General features: G+C 34.6%; 18 protein-coding genes. 16 read left to right on the top strand and 2 right to left on the bottom strand.

The genetic code is table 11. The features are described from left to right. Positions 1-128: 128 nt before the first annotated feature. The 8 genes from ACWPVE_RS04590 to ACWPVE_RS04555 all read left to right on the top strand — a co-directional run bounded on the left by ACWPVE_RS04590 (position 129) and on the right by ACWPVE_RS04555 (position 11,533). A complete protein-coding gene (locus ACWPVE_RS04590; RefSeq protein ID WP_453991111.1) occupies positions 129-1,457 on the top strand; it encodes an ABC transporter substrate-binding protein in 1,329 nt (442 codons plus the stop codon). 134 nt (positions 1,458-1,591) lie between these two features. Continuing rightward, a complete protein-coding gene (locus ACWPVE_RS04585; protein ID WP_453991108.1) occupies positions 1,592-3,202 on the top strand; it encodes a response regulator transcription factor in 1,611 nt (536 codons plus the stop codon). 253 nt (positions 3,203-3,455) lie between these two features. Then, a complete protein-coding gene (locus ACWPVE_RS04580; RefSeq protein ID WP_453991106.1) occupies positions 3,456-4,424 on the top strand; it encodes a carbohydrate ABC transporter permease in 969 nt (322 codons plus the stop codon). A 19-nt stretch (positions 4,425-4,443) separates the two neighbouring features. After that, positions 4,444-5,277: a carbohydrate ABC transporter permease gene (locus tag ACWPVE_RS04575; RefSeq protein WP_453991104.1), complete on the top strand. Its 834-nt coding sequence runs from the start codon at positions 4,444-4,446 to the stop codon at positions 5,275-5,277. A 181-nt stretch (positions 5,278-5,458) separates the two neighbouring features. Next, positions 5,459-6,775, top strand: a complete 1,317-nt coding sequence (locus ACWPVE_RS04570) for an ABC transporter substrate-binding protein (protein WP_453991102.1) — start codon at positions 5,459-5,461, stop codon at positions 6,773-6,775. Between the two features lie 82 nt (positions 6,776-6,857). After that, complete coding sequence (locus ACWPVE_RS04565) at positions 6,858-8,663, top strand: sensor histidine kinase (protein WP_453991100.1); 1,806 nt, start codon at positions 6,858-6,860, stop codon at positions 8,661-8,663. A 416-nt stretch (positions 8,664-9,079) separates the two neighbouring features. Next, positions 9,080-10,477 (top strand): glucuronate isomerase, encoded by a 1,398-nt coding sequence (gene uxaC / locus ACWPVE_RS04560; RefSeq protein WP_453991098.1) that lies wholly within the window; start codon positions 9,080-9,082, stop codon positions 10,475-10,477. Between the two features lie 132 nt (positions 10,478-10,609). After that, positions 10,610-11,533 (top strand): AEC family transporter, encoded by a 924-nt coding sequence (locus tag ACWPVE_RS04555; RefSeq protein WP_453991096.1) that lies wholly within the window; start codon positions 10,610-10,612, stop codon positions 11,531-11,533. Positions 11,534-11,786: 253 nt separating this feature from the next. On the opposite strand, the gene ACWPVE_RS04550 is transcribed toward ACWPVE_RS04555, so the two are convergent. Next, the gene (locus tag ACWPVE_RS04550; RefSeq protein ID WP_429896512.1) at positions 11,787-13,007 is read right to left on the bottom strand and encodes an ISL3 family transposase; all 1,221 of its coding nucleotides are present in this window, start codon (positions 13,005-13,007) and stop codon (positions 11,787-11,789) included. A 131-nt stretch (positions 13,008-13,138) separates the two neighbouring features. Next, entirely contained in the window at positions 13,139-14,338 is a 1,200-nt protein-coding gene (locus ACWPVE_RS04545) for an ROK family protein (protein ID WP_453991094.1), read from the bottom strand. Between the two features lie 357 nt (positions 14,339-14,695). Between ACWPVE_RS04545 and ACWPVE_RS04540 the strand changes: the two genes are divergently transcribed. The 8 genes from ACWPVE_RS04540 (at position 14,696) to larC (ending at position 24,965) form a co-directional block, all read left to right on the top strand. Continuing rightward, a complete protein-coding gene (locus tag ACWPVE_RS04540) occupies positions 14,696-15,553 on the top strand; it encodes an AraC family transcriptional regulator (protein ID WP_453991092.1) in 858 nt (285 codons plus the stop codon). Positions 15,554-15,557: 4 nt separating this feature from the next. Further along, positions 15,558-16,715, top strand: coding sequence for a Gfo/Idh/MocA family protein (locus ACWPVE_RS04535; protein WP_453991090.1), 1,158 nt, complete (start codon positions 15,558-15,560; stop codon positions 16,713-16,715). A 246-nt stretch (positions 16,716-16,961) separates the two neighbouring features. After that, positions 16,962-17,972, top strand: coding sequence for a Gfo/Idh/MocA family protein (locus tag ACWPVE_RS04530; protein ID WP_453991088.1), 1,011 nt, complete (start codon positions 16,962-16,964; stop codon positions 17,970-17,972). Beyond that, positions 17,969-18,829, top strand: a complete 861-nt coding sequence (locus ACWPVE_RS04525; RefSeq protein ID WP_453991086.1) for a sugar phosphate isomerase/epimerase family protein — start codon at positions 17,969-17,971, stop codon at positions 18,827-18,829. Before ACWPVE_RS04530 ends, ACWPVE_RS04525 begins: the two co-directional genes overlap by 4 nt. A 221-nt stretch (positions 18,830-19,050) precedes the next feature. Further along, positions 19,051-20,127 (top strand): Gfo/Idh/MocA family protein, encoded by a 1,077-nt coding sequence (locus tag ACWPVE_RS04520; protein WP_453991084.1) that lies wholly within the window; start codon positions 19,051-19,053, stop codon positions 20,125-20,127. A gap of 424 nt (positions 20,128-20,551) precedes the next feature. After that, on the top strand, positions 20,552-22,021 hold the full coding sequence (locus ACWPVE_RS04515) for an MFS transporter (RefSeq protein WP_453991082.1): 1,470 nt from the start codon (positions 20,552-20,554) through the stop codon (positions 22,019-22,021). An 843-nt stretch (positions 22,022-22,864) separates the two neighbouring features. Continuing rightward, on the top strand, positions 22,865-24,343 hold the full coding sequence (locus tag ACWPVE_RS04510) for an MFS transporter (RefSeq protein WP_453991080.1): 1,479 nt from the start codon (positions 22,865-22,867) through the stop codon (positions 24,341-24,343). Positions 24,344-24,491: 148 nt separating this feature from the next. Next, positions 24,492-24,965, top strand: a complete 474-nt coding sequence (larC, locus tag ACWPVE_RS04505; RefSeq protein ID WP_453991078.1) for a nickel insertion protein — start codon at positions 24,492-24,494, stop codon at positions 24,963-24,965. The last annotated feature ends 124 nt before the right edge of the window (positions 24,966-25,089 follow it).

Below are 25,089 nucleotides of genomic sequence, written 5' to 3'. Positions count from 1 at the left end.
CATGAATTGAGCAACTATACAGTTTGCAGAAAGCTGTACAGACATGTGGAATTAGAGACTATTCAGGTATTTTCTCCACCGATTAGGAGGAGTTAATATAAAACCTAAATTAAAGGGAGGCTTTTATAATGAAAAAATGGGGGTTCATGTTGCTTGTTGGTCTGTTGACATCGTTTATGTTAGTCGCTTGCTCAGGAAATGATAATGCTTCAACAGATGGAAAGGACTCTGGGTCAAAGTCATCTGATGACGAAATCACATTAAAATTTGTGCACTGGATCAATGAAGATGTTGGAAAATGGGAAAGTGTTATTGCGAAATATGAAGAACAGAATCCAGGAATCAAAGTGGATTCCATACCGCTTGTAGAGAATATGAATTCTCAGGATTACTTCAAACAATTGGATTTAATGGCATCTGCAGGAGAAAATATGGACCTGATTATGTTTAGTAATGCTCAAGACTTTGCAAAACGTATTGATGCTGGACTTGTTGAACCAATCACTGAATTTGTTGAAGCAGAAGGTATTGATGTTACGGAAGTATATAATTATGGGTATCCAACATTTGATGGTGAGTACTACGGTTTACCAATGAAGTCTGTAACGAACCTTGTAATGATGAATAAAGCACATCTAGATGAAGCTGGCTTAGAGATTCCAACTGAATGGACTTGGGATGATTACGCTGAATATGCTAAAAAGCTTACGACTGATGGGCACTATGGTTCATATTTACACACATGGCACCAATTTCATTCTGTATTAAAAGTGATTACTAAAAAGGATGATAACTTATTATTAAATGAAGATGGGACTTCTAATGTAAGTGATCCTATGGTACGTGCATCACTGGAATTACGAAATCAATTAGAAAACGTGGATAAGTCATCTGTACCGTTTTCTGAAATATTATCTCAAAAACTAGATTATCGTCAGCAATTCTTTAGTCAATCAGCATCGATGGTTCCTGCTGGTAGTTTTATGATTACAGAATGGGGGCAATTTACACCTGATTTTGAGATTGCTTGGGCTCCATGGCCAAAAAATAATGAAAGTGATGAAGCAACTGCCACTATGGGAGGCGATATTGTTGCTATCGCAAAAAATTCAAAATACAAGCAAGAGGCTTATGAATTTATGCGTTGGTTAACTACAGAAGGCATTATAGAACAAGGAGTCTGGGTTCCTTCATGGAAGGAAGCAGATTTTGATAAAGTGTTGGAGAATGTAGTTAGTGGAACAACAAAACCAGAAGCAGTTCATATAGAATCATTGAAAAATGCACTTACAGCAGTAAAGCCTAATAATGTATTAGCACCTCCTTCTTATTATACGGAAGCAATTAGTGAATTTGGTGCGGAGGTAGAATTATATCTCCTCGGTGAACAGGATCTTGATACGGCAATGAAAAATATTGAAAAAAGAGTACAAGCAATTGTCGATGCGAATCAGTAAATAGAATATGCATGTTGAAAGAGAGTACACTCGTGTACTCTCTATTTTTTTGCTCTAGTGACCATTAAACCTCCAAGATTTATCTTGCAACTAGTTTTGGAAAACGCTATCATACTTTGTAAGGAGTGAGTAGAATGTATAAAGTAGTCTTGGTAGATGATGATGTGTTAGTTATTGAATTTTTGAAGAGGTTCATTCCATGGGAGGACTATGGTTTCAAGGTTGTTGCACATTTTAATGATAGTACTCTTGCATTAGCATATTTACAAGAAAATCCTTTTGATGTTTTATTTACCGATATTGGGATGCCAAAATTAAATGGAATCGAATTAATTGAACATCTGAAAAAATCAAAAATAAACTCAAATAATATTATTCTTTCCTGCCATGATGAATTTCACTACGCACAACAAGCATTAAAATTAGAAGTTTTTGATTATATATTAAAAGAAACAATAGAAGAATCGAATATCATTGCTTTACTGGAAAGACTAAAGAATAAGCTAGATGAAGAGAGATATACAAATAATCAGCAGTTAATCGTAACGCATTTTTTAGAAAAGAATAATCTAGCATTAAAATCAAAGTTTATCGAAAAACTAATGAAAGAGCAGGAACTAGAAACAACATCTTGGTTTAAAGAACAAGAAGAACTCTTAGGAATGGACTTTTCACACGAAAGATATACACCAGTGCTTTGCTTTATTGATCACTATCAAGAAGCAATCAATCACTTTGAAAATGAAACATCACTTCAATTTAGTATAAATAATATTCTTGAGGAAGTATCCACTAATGCTCAACGAGGGGTACAAATTTTCTTTCTGCACAATCAATTTTATATACTTATCCGAGATAACAAGACGACAGATACAAAAAGTATGGTTGAATCCATACTGAAAGCTATTCACTTTAAGTTACGCACTATCTTGAAAGTCTCTATTACATCAGTTATCGGAAAACAAAATGTAAGGGGCCAAGAATTGATTGAAAACATGAGACTTTTACTTAACAACAAAGAACAGCGATTTTATTATCAGTATGATAGTATTCAATACTTCGCTCCGATTGTATACACGAACGAATCAATTTTTCAGAATTATGTAGAGATCTCATCTAAAATACGGGAGTTAGTCTTAAAAGATAGAAAAGATAAGCTCATGGAATGTATTACTCAACAATTGAATCTAGTAAAAGAAAAGAAATATTCTCCCGCGGTCATCAAAGATTGGGTCATTAAATTAATCTATGATATTAAACTCTCCTTAAATGTTCTCAATCATTTTGACGGTCAATCGCCCGAAATAAAAGATCATGACATTCAACATGTCGAGACCATAGAACATTTAGAAGGTGTTTTAGAAGTAATCTTCCACAAGTTTTGCGAACATTTGCAATCAAGTGATTTATCAAGTAGAAATGAAGATATTTTAAAAGCACAAAAATATGTTCAAATACATCTTAGTGAAAAAATTTCTTTGAAAGATGTAGCAGATCATTTACATTTAAATTCAAGTTATTTCAGTAGAATGTTTAAAAAAGAAACGGGAGAAGGCTTTGTTGAATATGTAACAAAGGTAAAAATGGCAAAAGCAACAGAATTACTTGATCATTCGTCAAAGTCAGTAGAACAAATCGCATACGAATTAGGCTTTGACAACAAAAGTTATTTCTTAAAAACATTTAAGAAATTTTATGGTGTGTCTCCAAAATCATATAGGTATAAAGATAAGGAGTCTGTATAAACCTGCATAGATAATTTGTTAACTAAACAAAGTATTTTACGAAATATGTAAAAAAAAGACCATATAACAAAAATAAAAGATAGGATGTCCCTGTCTTTTTTTGTTTTTCTACATTTCTTTATAAAAATGCACAAAACGTGTAAAAAAAGGTAAAAAATTTGTCAATTATGTAAAAATACTTGATTGTTGAAAGCGGTTTCTGAAACTATACTTAAAAGCAATCCTAGATATTACAAAAAGAAGAGGTGAAACCATGAGTAGCGAAGCGAAGTTCGGGACAGAGCTCGTACAAAAAACTAGTAATCAAGTAAACAAAAAAACGAAGAAAAAGAAGAGTGGTCCCTTTAATGGATGGAAGGAGATTCTTGCAGGCTATGCATTTATAGCCCCGATGTTTATTGGAACATCCATATTAGTATTATTCCCTATCCTCGCATCATTTGTTTTAAGTTTCACAGATTGGAATTTTGTGGCGGGGTATGCAAATGCTAACTTTATAGGGTTTGAAAATTTTTCGAAACTACTAACCAATGCCTTATTCATTAAGGGATTAATCAACAATCTGATCCTAATTCTAGCGATTCCAATAACGTTAACGCTTTCTCTAGGATTAGCAGTCATCATAAACAAATATGTGTATTTAAAGGATTTGTTTAAAGTTATTTACTTCATGCCGTTTATCTCGAGCGTGGTTGCGGTAGCGGTTGTGTTTCAGGTGCTTTTCCACCCAACTAAAGGTCCGATTAACCAATTATTGATGACACTTGGGATTGAGAATCCGCCTGGATGGATTGCGGACGTATCCTTTGCCCTTCCATCCGTTATGTTAATTATGATTTGGACGGGAATCGGCTTTAATTTAATTATTTATCTAGCAGGCTTACAGAATATACCTAAAGAACTCTATGAAGCTGCACAAATGGATGGAGCCAGTGCCTGGTTACAATTCAGAAAAATTACGATTCCACTCGTGTCACCTACAACTTTCTTATTGTTTGTGACAGGTGTTATCTCAAGCTTTAAAGTGTTTGATTTAATCATCGTTTTAACAAATGGTGGACCAGCTAACTCAACCATCACACCGGTGGTGTATTTGTATCAACAAGCATTCATTGAATTAAGAACAGGATATGCTTCTGCGATTTCGTTAGTGATGTTTATCATCATTTTAATCATTACGTATATTCAATTTGTTGGACAGAAAAAATGGGTGAACTATTAAAGGGGAGGGAGCAGTCAAGATGGTAGCACGATTAGATATGCGAAAGTTAATAATGACAGTAATTATGGCTCTAATAGGAATTGCTTTTCTAATGCCATTTTTGTGGATGATCTCTGCTTCTTTAAAAGTGGAAGAGGATGTTTTAACTTTTCCAATCCAGTGGATTCCCCAAACGTGGAATGCGATTGAGAACTATAAAGAAGTGTGGACAGGCTCAATGCCGTTCCTACTTTTATACTGGAATTCAATTAAGGTTACGGTACTGACCACTTTAATCTCATGTACGGTTTCGTGTTTAGCGGCTTATGGATTTGCGAAAATCAATTTTAAAGGAAGAGATTTGATCTTCTTAATTGTATTGGCAACATTCATGATTCCACCTCAAACACTGTTAGTTACACAATTTCTATTGTATAGATGGTTAGGTCTGTATGATACGCATACTGGTTTGATTTTATTAAATAGTTTTAGTGTGTTTGGAACGTTTATGTTACGTCAATTCTACCTCGGTATTAGTAATGAAATCATTGAATCAGCGAGAATGGATGGGGCAGGACACTTTCGAATTTTTGCATCGATTGCATTACCGTTGGTAAGACCTGCGATTGCAACTTATGCGATCTTACGATTTATTTGGACATGGAATGACTTCCAAAACCCATTAATTTTCTTAAGAACAAAAGAGCTATATACGATTCAGCTAGGTGTACAGAGCTTTGCGGATGAACATGGAAGCGTTTATTCGTTAATGATGGCAGGAGCCGTATCTGCGATCCTACCATTACTTATCATCTTCATAATCGGACAGAAAAACGTTATTGAAGGGATACAACTTGGTGGAGTTAAGGGGTAACCCGAATCAAATATCGTTTACAAGGTAGGCATAGATTTAATAGAAGAAACCTTCTATATAAGATTGAAAAAATAGTGTAATCGCTAAAGGGGTACTTATATAGTTTTCACCACTCACTTTTATTTTTAGAGAGAGTTTATATACAAATTGTATAAATTACAACTAAGAGAGGAAGTAGTTTATGATGAAAAAATGGGGCATATTGGTACTAGTTGGGCTTTTATCAATGTTTCTGTTAGTGGCATGTGGAAGTAGTGATGATGCTGCGACAGAAGGTGAGTCATCAGATGGTGATGTTACGTTAAAATTTGTCCACTGGATTAATGAGGATATTGGTAAATGGGAAGAGGTTATTGCAAAATATGAGAAAGAAAATCCAGGAATCAAGGTAGAGTCCGTTCCACTAGTAGAAAATATGAATTTTCAGGACTATTTGAAACAGTTGGATTTAATGGCATCAGCAGGTGATGACTTAGATCTCATTATGTTTGCGAATTCTACAGATTTAGCAAAACGTATCGGTGCTGGATTAGTTGAACCCATTAATTCTTTTGTTGAAGCAGAAGGAATTGATATTCATGAAGAATACAACTATAGCTATCCAACTTTTGATGGTGAATATTATGGATTACCAATGAAAAATAATACAATGCTCATCTTACTGAATAAAGCACACCTAGATGAGGCTGGCTTAGAGATTCCAACAGAATGGACATGGGATGACTATGCAGAATATGCGAAAAAGCTAACGACTGATGAACACTATGGCTCTTATTTACACTCTTGGCATCACTTCCATTCAGTTTTGAAATTGTTAGGGAAATCAGAAGGAAATATGATTTTAAATGAAGATGGTACATCGAATGCTGATGATCCTATGATTCGTGCATCACTAGAATTTAGAAATCAATTAGAAAATGTGGATAAATCATCTGTTCCATACACTGAAATTTTATCTCAAAAACTAGATTATCGCCAACAGTTCTTTAGTCAATCTGCTTCAATGATTGCGAGCAGTAGCTTTATGATTAATGAGTGGGGCCAATTCACACCTGAATTTGAAATTGCATGGGCACCATGGCCAAAAAATAATGCTAGCGATGACGCATATGCTCCAATGGGTGGTGATTTACTTTCAATCGCGAAAAACTCTAAACATAAGCAAGAAGCATATGACTTTATGCGTTGGTTGACGACAGAGGGAATAGTGGAGCAAGGTATCTGGACACCAGCATGGAAGGGTGCAGATATTGATAATGTGTTAGAAGAGATTGTAAATGCTACTCCTAAACCAGACGCAGTTCATATGGACTCATTGAAGAATGCACTTGGTTCAGTAAAGCCTACAGAGGTTATTGCACCACCTTCATATATTATTGAAGCAAATACGGAATACGCTGCGGAAGTAGAATTATATCTTCTTGGAGAGCAAGATCTCGACACAACTTTGGAAAAAATAGAAGAAAGAATACAAGCTGTTGTAGATGCGAATCAATAGATAGAATTTACGTGCTATAATAGGGGGTAAACACTCGTTTACTCTCTATTTTTACATTTTTTATTAATTGAAGCGGTGATTAATGGTGAAGAACTTATGGAACATGATAAAACAGATGTCACTCAGAACAAGATTAATCATTTCAGTCATTCTTTGTATTCTCATTCCGTGGGTGAGTACCTATATCGTTTCAAACTATTTTACGAAGGATGTATTAGAACAACGTGCAGCGCAACAATCAGAAGATGATTTACGTATGATTGAATTAGGTATAAGGAATATGTTCGATGATATTATGTATACTTCAAATTATATTCAATTCTATTCAAACAGCCAGGTACTAAAAGCACAAGAGTTAATTGATGCGAATTCTCCGACTGTAAAGGAGGAAATTGCCCTTAACTATATGAAGTTGTCAGAAGAATTGACAGGAATAACGGATTTATTAACTCCACTCTATATGACCATTTTGTTTAATAATGATTTATTCTACACGAATTATTCTCGAGTAGACTTTAATCCGATAGATTTTAAAGATAAACCATGGTTTGAGACGCTGAAAAGTTTAAACTTTTACGAAACGTTATGGTTAGGGGCGCATCCTACCTATATTCAATCTGAAGAGGATGACTATCCATATTTAATCACCGTTGGTAGAAGAATTCAAAAAGCCAATTCTTCAAACATTTATATGATTATAAGTTTAAAAGAAAATGAGATAAAGAGGCTATTTAGTCAATTTCAAAGTGATAAGCGTGCTAAATTTTATTTGACCAATAGGGAGGGAGAAATATATTCAAGTTTAAACACGGATGAAATTGGAGAGTTTTTACCATATGATATAACAGGCTCTAGTTATCAAATTGTCGACTATGAAGATGAAAAGCATTTAATGGTTTCATATCCTGTTTCTTATTCAAAATGGAGTTTGGTCAGCCTTGTTCCTTATAATGACACCATTGGATCAATTAATACAGTAACTAGAACAACTATCTTAATACAAGGTGGTTTTTTAGTCATATTTTTATTCGGGCTTATTATACTCGTTCGGGAATTCACAAAACCGATTACGCAACTTAATAATGTTACAAAAGCGATTAAAAAAGGAGATTTATCAGCACGGACACGAATTGCGGGAAGTAATGACGTTGCCGAATTAGGCCACTCATTCAACATGATGTTGGATACGATTGAGGACATGATCAAGCAGATTAAACTACAGGAAGAAGCGAAACGGAATGCTGAATTAGACATGCTTCAAGCACAAATTAACCCTCATTTTTTATTTAATGTGTTAAATGCCATCCGTTTAAAAATAAAAATGGGTGGTGATAATGACAGCGCTTCACTCGTCTATTCTTTGTCAGCATTGCTAAGAATGACGATAAATCGCAATAATGCTTTTATACCGTTGGAAGAAGAGATCTTAATTGTAAAACATTATGTAGAGTTGATGAATTTTCGCCACCAGCATAATGTAGAACTAAGTATTGATTTAGTTGATACGGCTTCTAGTATCGAGGTACCAAGGTTTTTCTTGCAACCTGTGATCGAGAACTCGATTATACATGGAAATAATAATAGACACCAAAGAATTGAAATAGTTGGTAAACAACATCCAGATACACACTACCTACAGTTAATCATCGCAGACAATGGAAAAGGAATGGATAAATTCACATTAGAAAAATTACAAGAGAAAGTTTATCATTCTGCTAACGGTAATGTTGATAAAAATAAACACTCGTTTAACGGAATTGGACTACAAAATGTCTATCAACGAATGAAATTGATATATGGAGAAGAATTTCAAATGGACATTGATAGTAAAGAGGGAGAAGGGACAACTGTTTCTTTTCAAATCCCAGTTCCTAAAGAAGAAAGATAGGGAAAAGTTGTCTATATAGCTGGTTTGTCGTATAAACTGTGTTCAAAAAAACGTTAAAAAGTATTACGCAATCAATCTAGGGGAATATAAAGATAAATCGTAAAATAAGGTATGACTACATCAAAGATATACTTATAGTTTTCTATGTCTGTTCCAGGTGCGCCATCGACTTAGGCCAAAAGTCAATCGCTTTCAATGATAAAAGGAAACTTTTGTAAGCGCTCGTCTTATGCTTGTCGCCTAAAGCTGAGCACCTTCTCCTTTTCCTATATTATCTATTGAAAGTAAAAGCGTTTTCTCTTATTATTAAGTTAGGTTAAATAGTTTGTTTACTAGCCTAATTAATTATTATATAGTAAAGATAGTATTATTTTTATCACCTAGATCATGCTATATATTTGGAAAGGATGAATGAAATGAAAACATTTATTAATGATGATTTTCTTTTGTACAATGATACCGCGAAAGAGTTGTATCATAATGTGGCGAAACACTTGCCAATTATCGACTATCATAACCATTTAAACCAAGTTGAGATTTTGGAGAACAAAAACTTCAGTAACCTAGCGGAAATTTGGCTTGGCGGAGACCATTATAAATGGAGACTGATGAGAGCAAATGGTATTAGTGAAGATTATATTACAGGAAACAAATCAGATTATGAAAAATATATGGCTTGGGCAAAAACCGTACCAAATACGTTAGGAAATCCACTCTATCATTGGACTCATTTGGAACTTTTACGCTATTTCGGTATTGATGATCTATTAGATGAGTCAACTGCACCTGCTATTTGGGAAGAAGCAAATGCAAAGTTAGCAACACCTGAGTTATCTGTTCGCTCAATCTTTGATAAATTCAATATTGAATTTGTAGGAACGACAGATGATCCAACAGATGATTTAGCAAGCCACATTAAGATTAAGGATGAAGGCTATAAAGTACATGTATCACCTTCATTCCGTCCAGATAAAGGATTAACAATTGAAAAAGAAGATTTTGTAGCATGGGTTGAAAAATTAGGACAGGTTACCAACCAAAATATTGAAACATATGAAGCTTTCCTAAGTGCACTTGCAGACCGCGTAGAATTCTTTGATGAACAAGGCTGTAAGAGCTCTGACCACGGTTTAAGTGTATTATTCTATGAAGAGGCAACGAAAGAAGAAGTTTCGGCTATCTTTGCAAAAAAATTAAAAGGTGAACAGCTAACTCAGAAAGAAGTTGACCAATTTAAAACGTATACGTTAGTAACTTTAGGCGAACTTTATTCTGAAAAAGGCTGGGTTATGCAGCTTCACATTGGTGCAACTAGAAATAATAACACTCGTATGTTTAATTTACTTGGCCCAGATGCTGGATATGATTCAATTGGAGATATTATGATTGCTGATAAATTATCCAGACTTCTAGATGCACTTGAAGTACAAAATAAATTACCAAAGACTGTTTTATATAGTTTAAACTCAAATCATAATAATGTATTAGCTGCTATGGCTGGAAACTTCCAAAGTTCAGAAGTTCCAGGAAAAGTACAATTTGGTACTGCATGGTGGTTCAATGATACATTAGATGGCATGGAAGACCAAATGAGAACATTGTCAAGCATGGGATTAATCAGCAACTTTATTGGAATGCTGACTGATTCAAGAAGTTTCCTCTCATTCACAAGACATGAATATTTCAGAAGAATTCTATGTAATCTAATAGGATCATGGGTAGATCAAGGAAAAGCGCCAAAAGATATGGCTCTATTAGAGAAATATGTGCGCGGAATCTGTTACGAAAATGCAAAACGTTATTTTTCAATCTAAGAATTGAATTGAATTGAATTGAATTGAATCGTTTTGATTAGTGAAATGGTGGTTTTTGAGAAACTTTCAAAAACTGCCATTTTCTTTTATCTTTACATTTATTGTAGAATACAATGGGGGGGAGTGAGAGAGATGATTGAGTTTTTAAATATACTTAGGGAAATCATTTTACCGATCTTTATTATTATTGCGATTGGTTATATTCTTCAGAAAAAATTCCATATGAATGTACCTACTCTAGCCAAGATTAACATGTATTTTTTGGTGCCTTCCTTTATTTTTGTCCGATTATATAGCACGGACTTAACGTTCAAATTATTTGGTTTTGTTCTATTGTTTTTTATCATAATGGTTGTAGTCCTTTATGTCATTTCGAATTTGGTAGCAAAGCTGATTGGCCTGAAAAATGGAGAAAGGATTACATTTTCGAATAGTACGATCTTTTTTAATTCAGGAAATTACGGTGTCCCTGTGAATGACCTTGTTTTCAAGGGAGATCCTTTTGCAATGTCAGTACAGGTTATTGTGTTAACCTTACAAAATATCTTAACCTTTTCGTACGGTGTTTTTTCCCTCCAAGCTGCTAAAGTAGGAAAATTAAAGGCCATGCAAGGGTACTTAAAAATGCCTGTGTTGTATGCGATGTTAACTGGTATTCTATTAAACTACTTTTCTATTCCGCTCCCCTCATTTGTATGGGTTCCAGCGAATTATATTGCGGATGCGATGGTTGGAATTGCCTTATTTACATTAGGGGCTCAGGTTGCTGAAATTGATTTTAAAGTGGGACTAACGAAGGTATATTGGAGTCTTTCATTTCGACTACTAGGAGGACCAGCCATTGCATTAGGCCTTATTTTTCTTTTTCAACTCGAAGGAGTTATTGCACAAGCGCTTTTTATCGCTTCTAGTATGCCTACCTCTGTTAATAGTGCAATAATTGCTGAAGAGTATAATAATTATCCTGGATTTGCTGCTCAAATTGTATTATTTTCTACTATTTATAGTTCAATTACTGTTTCAATTATGATCTATTTGTCGCGGCTACTATTTTAAGATTATGAAAGGCTCTTCTTTAAAAGTTTAAGTTAAATAAAACAAATTTATTGAAACTAGCGCAAAATCGTCTACCTGAAGCGGAATATAAGTGTATCAATAACAACAAAATTTGTGGATACAGCCTTATAAAAAAAGGTTCTAAATCAAATGTTGGGGTTTTAGGCTACCGCGCTACGCTTGGTGGCCTCTATAAAAAATGATGGATGATACCATTCATCATTTTTTATAGAGGAGAATCACACCAACTCGGTTAACCAATATGTACCCCAATTCTTTTATACTTGTGTGTTAATAAAATCTTCGCCCTAAAGCGTTCAAAAACTCTAAATCCATAAGCATTTCTCTTTAGAACTTTGGTTGAATTATTAATTCCCTCTAAAAACCCATTTGAATATTCATAGGCAAAGCTATTTAATACTTCAACTTGCCAATTTTGTATGGTCTTTATTGCTTTAATCATTTCAGGTATCTTTGAATCCTCAATTAACTTATATAGTTCTTCCAATTCCTTTTTAACCAAACTGATACTGTTTTTTCCGTTTTCTTTAGCACGTAAAAACCAAGTACGATATGCCTCTTTAATTTCATATGCTTGTTTGAGTTCATTCGACATCTCCAAGTAACGATTTAAATGCCATTTCTCATCCTTAGTTAAGCGTTGGCAGTCTTTATGAAAGACATGTTTCATACGTTTACACTTTTTACGGTCGTAGCCATGAAATTGGTTTTGTACTCGACGTCTTACTCCATCAAGCCCCCAATAGATGTAACGACAAAAATGAAATCTATCAGCTACAATAACAGGTTTACCCAATGCCTCTTGAACGGCTGCTTTAAAGGAATGATTCATATCCATTATGACTATTTGCACTCTAGATCCGTGCTTTCTTAAGTAGTCTTTTATCGTACGTTTATAACGATTTGGTAGAATATCAATCGGTTCTTTTGTTATCCCATTCGCAATGATTAACTGGTATTTCCCTTCGCGGGTATCACCCTTGTATTCATCAATAGCTATAACTGTAGGTAATTCTTCCACCGGACGAATTTCACTTCGTGAAATTTGATCGAATCGACGTATAATGGTTGAAGATGAACACCCGTAGATTTCAGCTGTTTCCTTAAATGTTTTTCCTTTAATTGCTTTAATTGATATAGCTTGATTCCATTCTATTGAGGTACGTTGATAACGCATGACAAAAGGATTTTTCTCTGAAAAACGTTTCCCACATTCACAGACATATCGTCTACGCTTATAAAAGATTTGGGTTTTTCTTTCAAACCACTTTAAGTGTTGAATTTTTTGTATACGATAGTCATGAATTTTACTCGTCCTTTGGTTACATTTAGGGCACCGATGTACTTTTCGCTCCATTTCAACGTACAGGCGGATAACTTCGCCCACTTCTTCAACATTGGTTAGGATAGACCCTTTTAATCCAGGAATAATCATGGTAAAATCCATATACACGCAACTCCATTCTTTAGACTTGTTTCTGGACAATTCAAGTATAAGAGAATGAGGAGTTTGCGTGTTTTTTTATGCACACAAAATTTTGTTTAAACCCCAACAAATATTATAGAGCCTAAAAAAAATCCCTGTTATTTCAACAGGGATTTTGGCTTTTCGATTAATGTTTCTGGAAGAGGGAGAAGGAGGTTCTGAACTTCTAAAAACTGTTGAACTCCTAATGCACATGCGCCGAGCACACATGAACGATTCCCTAGATCAGAAAGGACAATTTCTCCATACTCACTTACAGAAGAAATTAAATGTCCTTTTAATTTTTCAATAGAATCTGGGTAAATCTTTAATAATTGGCTATTCATCACAATTGTTTCAGGATTGTATAAATTAATAATGTTGTTAAGTCCAATTGAGACATATTGCAGATATCTGTCCATAAAACTTTTTACAATGATATGATCTGTTTCTATGAAATTTTGAATATCCGATATTGTTAAGTTAGTAAGTTGAAGTTCAGTTTCCAGTCTCTTTAATAATTTTGGTTCAGATGCATAAAGCTCCCAACAGCCATGGTTTCCACATCTACATGGATCCCCATTCGGGAAGACAATCATATGTCCCATTTCTCCAGCATACCCATGAAAACCTTTATGCAAGTCCCCATCAATGATCATACCCGATCCGATCCCAGAGGTTAAAATGATTGTAAGAAGGTTATTGCTGTGATGGTGCTGATACACTTTTTCTGCATATGCAGATAAATTTGCATTGTTTTCAATAAATACTGGAATACTTAATTCTTTTTGTAAATCATCTTTTATGCTTTTTTGGACCCATTTATATCTTGGATTAAAACGAATGCTTCCATCCTTTTTATTTACTGTTCCATGAACCCCAATTACAGCATTTACAACACCATATGGACGATCTGAAAAGCGTTGTTGATACTGTTTTATTCTGCTAATCATCATCTCAATGATAGTTGAATACTCTCCAGTCTCGAACTGTTCTTCACTTTCATGGATCGGTTTTCCTTTAAGATTTGATATTGTGTAAGTAATCGATTTATAATCTAAATCGATTCCCAATACATAGCCAGCATCTTCATTAATGGAGAGCATAATAGGTCTTCTTCCGATTGTATGATGCTCAATTTGCGTTTCACAAATTAATTCTTCTTGTAATAAATCTGCAACTTGGACAGAAACAGTTGCTTTGTTTAAACCAGTAATTTTTGATAAATCAGCTCTTGATATGAAATCATTCTTTAATATTTTTCGCAATATTAAACTTCTGTTTATTTTTTTAATATAGGAACTATCTCCTGTGACCATATAAATTACCCCTTTTATGTTCATTTCGACAAAAAACTCATCGTAATGAAAAAATATCTGTATTTTTGTAAAGGCTTACATTAAATTAGTTGGTTGAGTAGATAATCTAATTATAACAGATAATAGTAGTTAGGAATACGAAAAAAGAATTTTTTAATCAAAATTTAAATCTTCCTAATTAACCAACATATAAAATGATACAATACCTAATTCTCTTCTTTTAAAGAATTTCACTAAAATGTCATACAAAAAGCAGTCTCAGTCAATTTTGTGCCGAAAGTAAGTGTTTACAGTCAAAAAATTTCATTTTTATTGTGATATGATTAGGTTAACATCAAGAATGAAAGGATGGTAGTAGTGAAACACCCTATATTGCCTAATTATCGATTATCTCCTAGGCAAGAATTCATACTAGACTATCATTCTCATCAAGAATATGAAATTTATTTTTTTCATAGTGGTTCCTGCCGTTATTTGATAAAAAATCAGATTTATGATTTGGAACCTGGTGATATTCTCTTGATGGATGGAAAAACATTACACAAACCCATTGTTTCACCAGATAAAGAGTATATTCGCAGCACAGTTCATTTCTCGCCACAGTGGATTGAAACCGTTTTAAGAGCATTGAATGCAGAATATTTACTAGATGTATTCAAGAAATTACACCATTGCTTAATTCGGACAAATGAAAATCAACAATCCAAGAAATTAGAGGAATTAATTTGTCAACTTGATGAATTATATAGGACGTCAAGTAACAATCAATTTTCTGATGCGGAAGTTGAAATGAAAGTCATCCTGATCGAATGTCTAATTCTGCTAGATAAGATGGGAAGCGAGAATTCGTATAAAAAGCCTGAAACAAAGGATGACAAAATAGATTATGTTGAGAATATCGTGTCCTATGTTCAGGAACATTATATGGAGAAGTTAACGATTGACTCGATTGCGAAAGCTCTAAACCTAAGTAAGTCTTATTTGTCACATTTATTTAAAGAAATAACTGGGTTTACAGTAATGGAATACTTAATGGCAACAAGATTATCACAAGCAAAATATATGCTTGCGTTGGAGCCAAATAAACCATTGAAAGATGTCTCCTTTGATTGTGGTTTTGAAAGCGCCTCTCATTTCAGTCGCTATTTTAAAAGTAAAGTTGGAATGACTCCAAAGGATTATCGTAAATTACAAATTAAAGAAGAAGGGAAGTAAGAAAATGAAAAAAGTAAGATTAGGTATTGTTGGTTTAGGAGCACAAGGTGGAGCTTATGCAGGTTTTATTGCTGAAGGAAGAGTTCCAAACATGGAAATTGGAGCGATCTGTGATATCGATCCTGCAAAAAAAGCGGTTGTTGAGGAGAAGTACCCTAACGTACCATTTTATGAAGATTACATTGAAATGATGGAAAGTGGAAATGTAGATGCAATTGTTACAACTGTTCCACATTACCTACATCCTGAAATGACAATTGAAGCACTTAAAAGAGATATCCATGCATTAGCTGAAAAGCCAGCAGGTGTTTATACAAAACAAGTAAAAGAAATGAATGAATTCGCTGCTTCAAAACCAGAACTAACATTTGCTATCATGTTTAACCAAAGAACAAATGAACTTTATAAAAAGGTGAAAGAAATTATCGATAACGGAGAAATTGGTAATATTCGCCGTACAAACTGGATTATTACAACTTGGTGGAGACCACAAGGTTACTATGACCAAAGTGCTTGGAGAGCAACTTGGGAAGGTGAAGGCGGCGGAGTTCTTGTAAACCAAGCTCCACACCAATTGGACCTACTTCAATGGATTTGTGGTATGCCGAAGAAAGTTTACTCAAATGTAAAATACGGTTACCAAAGAAATATTGCAGTTGAAGACGAAGTTACAGCATTACTAGACTATGGTAACGGCGCTACTGGAGTATTTGTAACTTGTACACATGATATTGTAGGTACTGACCGTTTTGAAATCCTTGGTGATAAAGGGAAAATCATTGTTGACGATAGTAAGAAGGTTACAATTAAACGCTTAACAAGATCTGAAAGAGAAATGAGCGACAGCATGAGCATGCAAGATGTTATGAAGATTTTCATGGGTCAATCTGATGATAAAGTGTTCACTGAAGAAGTAATCGAATTTGAAAGCGTATGGGGTGCTCAACACTCTGCAGTTCTGGAAAACTTCGCAGCAAACATCCTAGATGGAACTCCATTAATCGCTCCAGGTAGTGACGGAATTAACGGTGTTCAATTAGCAAATGCGATTCACCTTTCAAGCTTCTTAGGTAAAGAAGTAGAAATTCCAGTAGATGAAGAAGTTTACTTAGCAGAGTTAAATAAACGAATCGAAGAAGAAAAAAAGAATCCAATTAAATAATAAATCTAAACAATACTAGAAATCGGCATTTGCCGATTTCTAGCTTGATGTCTAGCTCTAATCGCAATCGGCTATTCAAATTAATATTTTTTCTTAAAATAGGTGACTTGCGACAAACATTAGCATTCGCTGATTTAAATGTGCCTTTACCCCTTCGAAGTTACAGGTCAGACCTGATTTTAGCGTTGATTGGTTAGCACTTAGAGCTTTTCATTTCATCTTCACTCGTAGAGGAGGAAGTAGACGATGCTTAAAGTAGCGGTAGTTGGTTTAGGGGATATTTCTAAAATTCACATCCCTGCCATTCAAAATAGCACGAAGGCTGAATTAGTAGCTGTTTGCGATACAGATGAAGAACTGCGCAACACTGTTGACAATGTCAATTTCTATACGGATCTGGAAGAGATGCTTGAAATAGAAGAATTAGACTGCGTTCATATTTGTTTGCCGCATTATGCGCACTACTCTGCAACAAAGACAGTTGTGGAAAAAGGCGTACATGTCTTTTTAGAAAAACCATTAGCAAGAAGTGCAGAAGAAGGAATGTTTGTAGTTGAATTAGCTGAACAACACCCAGAAGTAAAAATCTGTGTGAGCCTTCAAAATCGTCTAAATGAAACATTTGTTAAATTAAAGGAAATTGTAGATAGCGGTGAATTAGGAAAAGTAACTGGAATCAAAGGTTTAGTTACATGGTTTCGTCCAAAATCCTATTATGATGTAAAACCGTGGCGCGGCAAAATGAAACTTGCTGGCGGAGGAGTTATGATCAATCAATCGATTCATACACTTGATTTGATGCAAATCATCGGTGGAGAAATCGAAACAATTCGTGGTTCTGTTGATCAATTACTTGATTATGGATACGAAGTAGAAGATACAGCGGTTGCCAATATTAAATTTAAAAATGGTGCAACCGGATTGTTTTTCGCAACAACAACGTATGCAACGAATTCTTCAGTAGAGTTTCAGGTTATCCTTGAAAAAGGAAAACTAACGATAAAAGACAGTGTACTCACTATCACAAATAATGAAGGTGTCAAAGAAAAGCTTATTGAAGACTCTAAGCTTCCAGGTGCTAAGTTTTACTATGGGGCAAGCCATGATAAGTTGATTAATCAATTCTATGACGCAATTATTAACAATACAGAAGATTATATACATGTACAAGATGCACAAAAATCAATGGAAATGATTAGTGCCATTAAACGATCGTCTGAGGTAAAAATTCCAATTAAAATGGAGGTATACAAATGACAAAAGGTAAAATTGGCGTTCAAATGATGATGCTTAAGAATAAAGTAGAAGAACTTGGTGTTTATGAAACAATGAAAAAGCTTCATGACCTTGGATTTGGTGCAGTAGAGGTTTCTCAAATCCCAATGACTGAGGAAAATGTAGCAGATCTAAAAAGAGCAAGCAAAGATTTCAATATAAAAATTGCTGCATTATCTGCAGGATTAGAACCAATGTATGAAGGTGCTCCTGGTGAAGCATTATCAACTCATTTTGACAAAATAGTTAATGATTGTAAAACACTAGATTGTAATTTTGTGCGCATTGGTATGCTTCCATTTTCAGTTATGGGTGATAAGGAAAAAGTTTTAAGCTTTATTGATAGAGCTGAACAAATGGCACACCGTTTAGCAGAACATGGAATTGAGCTCTACTATCACACACACCATGTTGAGTTTGAAAAATATGATGGCGTTTATTTACTAGATCTTATGAAGCAAAACACAACAAAATTAGGATTTGAATTGGATGTACATTGGATTCAACGTGCTGGTGAAAATCCTGTGAAAATTATCCAAGAATACAAAGATCGTGTTTCACTCCTTCACTTAAAAGACTATCGTGTTACTAAGTTTGAATTCAATCCAGATGACATGAAGGATATGGCAGGATTTATGAACAAATTCTCTAATATCATTCAATTTGCGGAACTTGGTGAAGGAAACATGGATATTGGGGCTATGATCGAAGCAGGTAAAGAAAGTGGCGTACAATACTTCCTAATTGAACAAGATGATACGTATGGACGTGATCCATTCGAATGTCTAGAAGTTTCAGCTAATCACCTAAGAAAAATTGGATACGCTGACTGGTTTTAAAAACAAATGCGTAAGCGCATTGAACAGCCCCGACAAGCACAAGACGAGCCGGCCAGAAGGTTGCTCTCTTTGACCTTCTTGTGACGGATTGGCTTGTGACCTCGAGGGGCTAGGCGCTGAAGCTGAACGCAAATAACACAAAATAAGCAGGCACCTGGTGAATTTTTAAGTTCAGGTGCTGTTGCATTTTTTCTTAATTTACAAATAGGAGTGATTTTTCAATGAGTAGTAGCGATGGAATGAATTATGCACCAAAGGGAAAACCAAATCCAGTTGTAAAAGAAGGAGAATTCCCGATTGCTGCAGTTGCACTTGATCATGGACATATTAACGGAATGTGTAATGGATTAATCGAAGCTGGTGCAACACTTAAATGGGTCTATGATCCAGACCCTGAAAAAGTAGAGAAATTTATTGAAGCTTTCCCTGGGGTACAAGCTGCAGAATCATTAGAGCAAGTATTAGAAGATAAAGAGATAAAATTAGTTGCTGCTGCAGCAATTCCAAATAAACGTAGTGAATTAGGAATAAAGGTAATGGAGGCAGGAAAAGACTACTTTACAGATAAAACTCCATTTACTACTTTAGAGCAGTTAGAGGAAACGAAAAAAGTCGTAGAACGTACAGGTCAAAAATATATGGTCTATTTCAGTGAAAGACTCCATGTTGAAGCGGCGGTTTTTGCAGGTGACTTAATTAAGCAAGGTGCTATTGGTCGAGTGATTCAAGTAACAGGATTTGGTCCACACCGTCTTAATGCTGATAGTCGTCCTGACTGGTTCTTTAAGAAAGAACAATATGGTGGTATTCTATGCGATATCGGAAGCCATCAAATCGAACAATTTTTATACTATACAGGAAACGAAGATGCAACAGTCCTTCATAGTAAAGTAGGAAATTATAACAACCCAGAATACCCTGAGTTAGAAGACTATGGGGATGCAACTCTTGTAGGTGAGAACGGTGCGACTTTCTACTTTAAAGTAGATTGGTTTACTCCTGATGGTTTAGGCACTTGGGGAGATGGACGTACGTTTATTACTGGAACAGAGGGTACGATTGAATTAAGAAAATATATTGATGTTGCTAAAAATGAAACAGGTGATCACCTCTTCTTAGTAAACAAAGAAGGCGAAAAACATTATGAGTTAAGAGGCGAAGTTGGATTCCCATTCTTCGGTCAACTCATTTTAGATTGTGTAAATCGTACTGAAAAGGCAATGACTCAAGAACATGCATTTAAGGCTGCTGAGCTATGCTTAAAAGCTCAAGAACAAGCAATCGTTGTAACTAAATAACAAAGAGTAACTGGTCAAACTAAAATGGTTTGACCAGTTTTTTTGTTTTATATTTATGAAAGTTTTTGAAAAAATAATTTTATTTAAAAAATATATTGCAATTTTAAACGCTTACATTTATTATAGAGTCATAGATAGTTTGAGTGGGAAACAAATTAAAAAACAAAATTTCCTAAAGTAGAACTAGAGTTTTTAATCAATTTTTTAAAAGAAATGAAAACGCTTTACTTATTTAAGGGGGATGATGCACGAAAAGTCTAATTTATAAATGAATATCGTGAATATTTAGTTTGTATGTTAGACAAATTCGAAAGAGTTATAGTTTCAGTGTATCCAAAATAGAATTATTTTAGTGTAATGTTTAAAGGGATGATTAGTAAAAGAAATGTAGTAAGAGTAGGTCTTTTAAAAAGGGGGAAAAATCATGTCAACTTCAGTACAAGATATTCAGTATAACAAGGCGAAATTGTGGCAAATTGGATTTTTTACATTTAATAATACTGCTACGAACTTATATTTATTCTTAATAGGGTTTCTATCATATTATGCAGCGGGGATTGCTGGACTAGCTGTAGTATTAGTTGGTACATTGCTAGGTTTTGCTAGATTCTTTGATGGATTAATTGACCCAGCAATTGGTTGGATCATTGATAGAACAGAGTCTAAATTCGGAAAGTTCCGACCACTCATGGTTGCAGGTAATTTTGTGACAATGCTTTCTGTCGTTTTAATCTTTATTACTCACTTAATGCCTGAGCCTACGCGTATTGCTTTTATCATCTTTGCTTTAGTTGTTCATAAGATTGGATATTCTTTGCAAACATCTGTAACAAAAGCTGCTCAAACAGTTATAACAAATGATCCAAAACAAAGACCCCTCTACATGGTTTTTGATGGCGTTTACAACGCATTACTATTCACTGGTGGACAAATTTATGTATCGAGCTATATGATTGCAAAATATGGTGACTTTACGCTTGCATTATTTACTGAACTTGTAATAACAATTATCATTTTATCGGCGCTATTAACAACTTTAGCTGTTATAGGAATTGCATCAAAGGATAGAAAAGAGTTCTACGGTTTAGGTGAAGAGACAGTTGAGACATCATCTCTTCGTGATTATTGGAAAGTCATTAAAGGAAATCGCCAATTACAATTACTTACATTGTCTGCTTCAGCAGATAAGCTTGCATCTTCAATTTCAAGAGACCAAGTAGTAACAGTTATGTTGTTTGGAATATTGCTTGGAGATTACGCATTGAGTGGTTCGATTAGTGCAGTAGTTTTAGTTCCAGGAGTGCTGGTAACATTTTTAGTAACATGGTTAGCAAGAAAATATGGTTTGAGAAAATCTTATTTAATATCTGCTTACCTAGGTATGTTTGGATTCTTAGCATTTATACCATTCTTCATGTCATTAGATGATCCAACTACTGCAATTTCAATGGAATCTATTGGGTTTGTAGCCATTATGTTCATGGTGTTACGTATCGTTTCTACTTCGTTTGGATCAGCACCTACAACTCTAGTAGTTCCGATGATTGCCGATGTATCAGATTATGAAACTTCTAAATCTGGACGTTATGTTGCTGGTATGTTTGGTACAATCTTCTCATTTATTGACCAATTAGTTTCATCTTTAGCACCAGTCATTGTTGGTTTTGTGGTTGCAGCAATTGGATTTAAAGATGCATTTCCAACAGTAAATGATACGTTAACATCATCATTATTTACTGCAACATTAGTCTTAGCATTCGGAATTCCAGCACTTTGCTTGCTGATTTCAATCGTTACAATGCACTTCTACAAACTAGATAGTAAGACAATGGAAGGTGTACAAGAAAAAATTGCTAGCATTAAAGCAAATAGTAAAAATAAAACAACTGCATAATAATCATTTGTAATGTAAGGGTTTACGTAAGTTTGAAAGGGGCTGTCCAAAAAGTCACTGAAAAATGACTTTTGAGGACAGCCCTCATTTTTTGCTTTTTGGGTTTACTAAAAAATCTGGTGTTGATTTCCACTGCAGGTACTCGCTTTCCGCGGGGGCTCGACAAAGTATATGTCGAGTTTGGAATGGTGGCACTAGCCCACAATATATTGAAAATAGCAGGCATACGCCAGCTACTTTCAGAGAAAAATCGAAAAAAACAAAAAGGCAAGGGAGAAAAACGGTGGTTTTTCTCCCTTGCCTTATTTTTTAGGACTTATCGGACAGCCCCTTTTGATTTAAGTAATAGTTGATCAGTGATTAACGATTATTCAAAGGTAATTGTTAGGGCAATGGAAGTACAATGTAAAAAGTGGCTGAAAGCTATCACATAAAATCTATGATGTATCGGTTTAGCACTGATTCGTTATCCAACATACTGTGGGATTTATCTATAGCTATGTTTCATGATAGTTTAGTTTCTATAGCAACGGGTTGAAATTAAAGAATGAATATAAAATATATAAACATTGAGAACTCTAGTTATGAAGTGATTTATTACTAGAGTTTTACTTTTTTATTTAGCTAGTTCAATAGTCATAAAAATAATAAAAATTTGTAGAAAAATGTCTTGCAAATAAAAACGGTTTCATATATTATGAGGATACAAAGTTAATTTGTTGGCCAAACAAATTATATAACATCCGATTTAGGATATGGCAGATTATTTTATGATTAGTTTATTTGACTGAAAAATTAAAGCGTTATCTGAAAACGTTTAATAAAGTTAGGGAGGTTATCTTTATGACAACAGCAGTTATGAATAATGAGCAATACAACAGAGCTAAACTTTGGGAAATTGGTTTCTTTGCATTAAATAATACTGCAACTAATATGTACATGTTCATCTTGGCTTTTGTATCCTATTATGCAGCTGGAATTGCAGGTATTGCCGTAGTGGTAGTTAGTACAATCTTAATGGCAATGCGAATTTTCGATGGGATTACTGATCCAATTGTCGGATATTTGGTGGATAAAACGGAAGGTAAGTTTGGTAAGTTCCGACCGTTTATGATTGTCGGAAATATCATTCTAGCAATCTCCATACTTGTTATGTATAATGTAACACATTTAGTCCCTGAATCTTTTAGACTTCTGTTCTTTATACTAATTTACGCTGTTCATATTATTGGTTATACATGTCAGACTTCTGTAACAAAAGCAGCACAAACAGTATTAACAAACGATCCTAAACAACGTCCTTTGTTCGCAATTTTTGACGGAATTTACAACACATTAATTTTTACAGGTGGACAAGTTTATGTAGCGTCATACCTAGTTAAAAAACATGGCGATTTTAATATGGCTTTATTCACTGAGTTAAACACTCTAGCAATCATTCTTGCAGCTGTATTCACAGTTTTAGCAGCAATTGGACTTTCAAGTAAAGATAAGAAAGAGTATTTTGGTTTAGCTGAAGAGACAGTTGAAACAAAATTCCGTGACTTCTGGCCTATTCTGAAAAAGAATAAACCATTATTAAAATTGATCACTGCTGTAACCGTTGACAAGTTAGCGTTTTCACTTCTACGTCACGCAGTAGTTGTCGTTATGTTATTTGGAATCTTAATCGGTGATTATGCACTAAGTGGTACAATTTCAATGATTACAATTGTTCCAACATTATTAATTACATTCTGGGCAGTTGCGAAAGCAAGAAAAACTGGAATGAAAAAAGCGTTCTTATTCTCAACTTGGATTGCATTAGGTACATTCGTTGCATTAATAGCAATGTTTTTAATCATTGATGGTTCATCTGTCTCAATGAGTAACTTTGGAATCGCTACACTTTTATTCATTGTTTTATACACAATGGCAATGGGCTTTGGTCAAGTACCTTCAACTCTTGTGAATCCAATGATTGCAGATGTATCGGATTATGAAACTTCACAATCAGGAAGATATGTACCAGGCATGATCGGCACATTGTTCTCTTTCATTGATAAGCTTATTACATCTCTAGCACCAGCGATCGTTGGTTTTGCTGTAGCACTTATTGGATTTAAAGATGCATTCCCATCTGTTACTGATACGTTAACACCAGAACTTAAAGCGGTAACAATCATCTTAGCATTTGGTATTCCTGCTTTAGCATTACTTATTTCAGGATTAATTATGAGCCGTTACGAGCTAAGTGCTGAGAAAATGGAAGAAATCCAAGCAACAATTGCTGAGAAAAAATCTAAGGGTGCAAAAAAAGAGGAACAAAAATTAGCTAACTAATGCAAACGTTTAATTCAAGCTCCTTTGTTGAAAAACAAAGGGGCTTTTCTCGTTCACAGTTAACATGATGATTCGTTCTTTTACATCAGCATATATACCTTGTTATACTAAGTGATAATGAATGTTGATAGAGAGAGGTAAGGTTTGAATGGATAAAAAGTTACCACCAAATCATGAGCATGTCGACGACGAAATGCTCAAACTTGAAGTAAACCTTGATAATATGTCGGGTGAGTGGTTAGGGTATGTCATGGACTTGTTGTTTGAGGCAGGGGCAAATGATGTATATTATACCCCCATTTATATGAAAAAAAATCGGCCAGCTGTTCTTTTGCAGTTGCTATGTTCCAAACGTAAATTGGAAAAAATGAAGGAAATACTATTTTCTGAAACAACGACACTAGGAGTACGTTATTACCCACTTACTGTACATAGACTAGAACGAAGATTTACAGAAATAACAACGAAATGGGGCAACGTGACGATCAAAGAAGGAATATTTGAAGGTGAAGTGATACAAAGGTCCCCTGAATACGAGGATTGCCGCCAAATCGCTGAAAATCATAGCATTCCACTGAAAAAAGTGTATGAAGAAGTTTGGAAAGTGGTTCATCAACACTAAAAATTAATGAATTGAAGTGAGAACGAACACTAGCCTACGCTGACTTAGAAATACTGTCACTATGGGGAAATTACTGTCACTATCCCCAAAATACTGTCACTATGGGGAGATTACTGTCACTATC

The sequence above is a fragment of the Bacillus nitroreducens genome (assembly GCF_964021195.1).
This window is presented reverse-complemented; position numbering and strand designations above follow the sequence as displayed.

Coding starts and splice junctions, on each gene's coding strand:
- ACWPVE_RS04530 (WP_453991088.1), top strand. CDS start 16,962: ATGCTTAAAGTAGCGGTAGTTGGTTTAGGGGATATTTCTAAAATTCAC.
- ACWPVE_RS04580 (WP_453991106.1), top strand. CDS start 3,456: ATGAGTAGCGAAGCGAAGTTCGGGACAGAGCTCGTACAAAAAACTAGT.
- ACWPVE_RS04535 (WP_453991090.1), top strand. CDS start 15,558: ATGAAAAAAGTAAGATTAGGTATTGTTGGTTTAGGAGCACAAGGTGGA.
- ACWPVE_RS04590 (WP_453991111.1), top strand. CDS start 129: ATGAAAAAATGGGGGTTCATGTTGCTTGTTGGTCTGTTGACATCGTTT.
- ACWPVE_RS04510 (WP_453991080.1), top strand. CDS start 22,865: ATGACAACAGCAGTTATGAATAATGAGCAATACAACAGAGCTAAACTT.
- ACWPVE_RS04515 (WP_453991082.1), top strand. CDS start 20,552: ATGTCAACTTCAGTACAAGATATTCAGTATAACAAGGCGAAATTGTGG.
- ACWPVE_RS04555 (WP_453991096.1), top strand. CDS start 10,610: ATGATTGAGTTTTTAAATATACTTAGGGAAATCATTTTACCGATCTTT.
- ACWPVE_RS04585 (WP_453991108.1), top strand. CDS start 1,592: ATGTATAAAGTAGTCTTGGTAGATGATGATGTGTTAGTTATTGAATTT.
- uxaC (WP_453991098.1), top strand. CDS start 9,080: ATGAAAACATTTATTAATGATGATTTTCTTTTGTACAATGATACCGCG.
- ACWPVE_RS04570 (WP_453991102.1), top strand. CDS start 5,459: ATGATGAAAAAATGGGGCATATTGGTACTAGTTGGGCTTTTATCAATG.
- ACWPVE_RS04525 (WP_453991086.1), top strand. CDS start 17,969: ATGACAAAAGGTAAAATTGGCGTTCAAATGATGATGCTTAAGAATAAA.
- ACWPVE_RS04545 (WP_453991094.1), bottom strand. CDS start 14,338: ATGGTCACAGGAGATAGTTCCTATATTAAAAAAATAAACAGAAGTTTA.
- ACWPVE_RS04520 (WP_453991084.1), top strand. CDS start 19,051: ATGAGTAGTAGCGATGGAATGAATTATGCACCAAAGGGAAAACCAAAT.
- larC (WP_453991078.1), top strand. CDS start 24,492: ATGGATAAAAAGTTACCACCAAATCATGAGCATGTCGACGACGAAATG.
- ACWPVE_RS04565 (WP_453991100.1), top strand. CDS start 6,858: ATGGTGAAGAACTTATGGAACATGATAAAACAGATGTCACTCAGAACA.
- ACWPVE_RS04575 (WP_453991104.1), top strand. CDS start 4,444: ATGGTAGCACGATTAGATATGCGAAAGTTAATAATGACAGTAATTATG.